General features: G+C 62.5%; 4 protein-coding genes. 3 read left to right on the forward strand and 1 reads right to left on the reverse strand.

What is annotated here, in order from left to right; all coding sequences use genetic code 11:
* Nucleotides 1-372 (forward strand): isochorismatase family protein (locus VJS90_RS02470; RefSeq protein ID WP_324118759.1); only part of this gene is annotated, 372 nt, incomplete at its 5' end.
* 223 nt (nt 373-595) lie between these two features.
* Entirely contained in the window at nt 596-1,777 is a 1,182-nt protein-coding gene (locus VJS90_RS02475; protein ID WP_324118763.1) for an MFS transporter, read from the forward strand.
* Nucleotides 1,778-1,937: 160 nt separating this feature from the next.
* On the opposite strand, the gene arfB is transcribed toward VJS90_RS02475, so the two are convergent.
* The gene (gene arfB / locus VJS90_RS02480) at nt 1,938-2,351 is read right to left on the reverse strand and encodes an alternative ribosome rescue aminoacyl-tRNA hydrolase ArfB (protein WP_324118765.1); all 414 of its coding nucleotides are present in this window, start codon (nt 2,349-2,351) and stop codon (nt 1,938-1,940) included.
* A 191-nt stretch (nt 2,352-2,542) separates the two neighbouring features.
* Between arfB and VJS90_RS02485 the strand changes: the two genes are divergently transcribed.
* A partial coding sequence (locus tag VJS90_RS02485) for an amino acid permease (protein WP_324118767.1) occupies nt 2,543-3,423 on the forward strand: 881 nt, incomplete at its 3' end.

Below are 3,423 nucleotides of genomic sequence, written 5' to 3' on the forward strand. Positions count from 1 at the left end.
GCTTTCGTCCCAGGATCTCATGGCGTGGAGATTCAGCCAGCAGTGGCACCCTTGGAAAACGAGCCGGTGATCGTCAAGAACCACATCAACTCCTTCCGCGATACCGACCTCAAGTCTCGGCTAGAGGGCAGCGGCGTCGAAGAAGTGGTGGTCGTGGGAGCGATGAGCCACATGTGCGTTGACGCCGTCGTCCGGGCCGCGGCGGACATGGGCTACGCCGTCACGGTGCTGCATGACGCCTGCGCGACGCTGGACCTGGCGTTCAATGGTGTTTCCGTACCCGCCGAGCAGGTGCATGCCGCGATGATGGCCGCGTTCGAGTTTGGCTACGCGAAGGTCGAGGCCACGGAGTCGTACCTGTCCCCGCAGTGACGCCGCATGCACCTGCCAGGTAGCGCTCGGGTCTGGTCTTGCATGGCCTGACCGGGGAGGAGAGAAACCAGTCTGGGTATAACTGGTAGAGGAAGATTCTATAGCTGCGTCTGCTCATGCCCTTTAGACTTGAGCGCGTGCGCCGGGTGGGGTGCGGTCAGCATCGCGGGTCAGCGGCCAACCCCCGCATAGCCCGGATTATTTCCTCTCCTAAGGTTGTCATTTGAACGCTGAAGTTCGTTTCCCTGGGGCCGTCGGCATCATTTGCCTCGGCGTTCTGCAGATCCTGGTATGGGGCGGCTCGTTCTTCCTCCTGGCTGTCATGGCCACCCCGATCATGCGCGAGACGGGCTGGGACAGTCAGTGGGTGTACGGCGCCCTGTCGCTCAGTCTGATGGTGTCCGCGCTACTGGCGCCGCTTTCCAGCCGGCTGGTTGCCCGCTATGGCGGGCGGGCCCAGTTGGCGAGTAGCGGCGCCATCGTCGCGCTCGGGCTGTTGGTGGTCTCGGTCAGCCAGTCCCTGCCGGTGTTTCTGCTGGCGTGGATGATCATCGGCGTTGGCATGGCGTGCGGCTTGTACGAAACGCTGTTTTCGACGCTTGGGGCGCTGTATGCCGAGCGGGCAGGCAAGGCCATCACCGGCATTACCCTGATCTCCGGTTTCGCCACCACGCTCTCCTGGCCGCTGGTGGCTTTTGCCATCGAACACATAGGGTGGCGAGCCGCATGCGTTGGCTATGCACTGATCCTGCTGCTGGTCGTAGCGCCTCTTTACCTTTGGGTGCTGCCGGCGGGTGGAAGGCTCGGGAAGCGTGCCGCGACGGCAGTAAAGGAGGGCGCCAGCATGGACCGCCGGGTGTTCCTGCTGCTGACGTGGATCTTCGCGCTGGGGGCGATCATCATGACAGCCGTTTCAGTCCAGCTGGTGGCTGTGCTGCAGGGGATGGGCCACTCACTGACGGCCGCCATCGGCCTCGCTGCCTTGCTCGGGCCAAGCCAGGTGGCGGCTCGCGTGCTGCAGATGCTGGCCCGTAATCGCCATCCGATCTGGACTGCCCTGATCTCCACGTCGCTTGTTGCTGTCGGCTTGTTGCTCGTCACCACGGCACCCGCCGTCACGGCGGTGGGATTGTTGCTGTTTGGCTGCGGCAACGGGCTGCGGGCCATCGTCCGGGGGCTGTTGCCGCTGGCGATGATGCCGACGTCACAGTACGTCGCGCTCATGGGCAAGATGTCCCGACCATCGTTGGTAGGTCAGGCCCTGACGCCGCTTGTGGGTGGCTACCTTTTCCAGCATTTCGGCGCCATGGGCGTTCTGCTGACGCTGACCGGCCTCGGCGCACTCAATGTGGTGCTGGTGGTGATGGTGTTGCAGTCGCTGAAAGGATCACTGCACGGTCACTGAGGGACGCTCACGAAGCAGGCTGCGCCGGTCAGTCAGGACAACAGAGCGTGGCCGGGGCGGGAGCGTCATCTTCCAGATCTTTCCTTCGATGGCGGGGGACTCTGCAAAAACTCAGGGCTGGAGGCGCGACGATCGGGTTTCTCGGGATTTCGTACAGCGCCTAGAAGTCCACCTTGCCCCGTCCCGCCTTGACAGTGCTGCGCCTGGCTTTTCCTTCGAGGCGGCGGGTCTTCGAGCCGAGGGTCGGCTTGGTGGGACGGCGTTTCTTCTCGGTCTTGCCGGCAGTGATGATCAACTCGGCAAGACGCGCCAGTGCGTCAGCGCGGTTCTGCTCCTGGGTGCGGTACTGTTGGGCCTTGATGATCAACACGCCGTCGCCGGTGATGCGACTGTCACGCAGCGCCAGCAGCCGCTCCTTGTAAAACCCGGGCAGCGACGAGGCGGGAATGTCGAAGCGCAGGTGCACGGCGCTGGACACCTTGTTGACATTCTGCCCACCTGCGCCTTGCGCGCGGATGTATGTCAGTTCGATGTCGGCATCGGGCAGATGCACGTTATCAGAGATGGTCAGCATGGCATGGCCCTTGTGATTGCCCTCCATTATCACAGCCTTCGCCGCTCGCTCACAGAATAAAACACGTTCATTTTCATACAAATGTACATACCGCCGTGTTCCGACCTGAAAATTTGACGATTTTCTGCACCTGCAAGCCGCACTAATCTCCTGCCCAAGCGTTGAACTCTAATAATAAAAGGAGACACCCAGTGCCTATCCAGTCAGAGCACGACCCTCGCCTCAAGCGTGCGCTCAAGACGCGACACATCAGCATGCTCGCCCTTGGCGGGGTGATCGGCGCGGGGCTGTTCGTGGGCTCCAGCGCTGTTATCGCCTCCACAGGGCCTGGCGCCTTCGTCACCTATGCAATCACAGGCCTGATCGTCGCCCTGGTGATGCGCATGCTGGGCGAAATGGCCGCCGCGCATCCCACCAAAGGCTCCTTCGTCGACTATGCCCGCATGGCCTTCGGACGTCCGGCGGGCTACATGACGGGCTGGCTGTACTGGTACTTCTGGGTGATCGTGGTCGGCTTCGAGGCGGTTGTTGGCGGGCAGATCATCAATGGCTGGTTGCCGGATATTCCCGTCTGGGTCATCGCCCTGGGGCTGATGGTCAGCATGACGCTGCTGAACCTGATGTCGGTGCATTCCTTTGGTGAGGCCGAGTACTGGTTCGCGGGGGTCAAGGTGGCGGCCATCGTGGTGTTTCTGGTCGTGGCCGGCGCCTATGTCTTCCACCTCTGGCCCGACTCGAACGCGACCTTCGACAACCTGACCCGGCACGGGGGCTTCCTGCCCAACGGCGTGGGCGCGCTGTTCACCGGCGTGGTCGTGGTGATCTTCTCGATGACCGGTGTCGAGGTCGCGACGCTGGCCGCGGCAGAGTCGGAAGATCCATCGCGCAATATCCGCAAGGCGGTCAACACGGTGATGGTGCGGATCCTGGTGTTCTTCGTGCTGGCCACCTTCTTCATCGTCGTGGCCCAGCCATGGACCGAGCTGACTCCGGGCAAGTCGCCTTTTGTCACCACGCTTGAACACATCGGCATTCCCGGCGCGGGCGAGATGCTCACCGTGGTGATCCTGGT

It is taken from the genome of Pseudomonas sp. (genome assembly GCF_035277045.1).
GTDB lineage: Bacteria > Pseudomonadota > Gammaproteobacteria > Pseudomonadales > Pseudomonadaceae > Aquipseudomonas.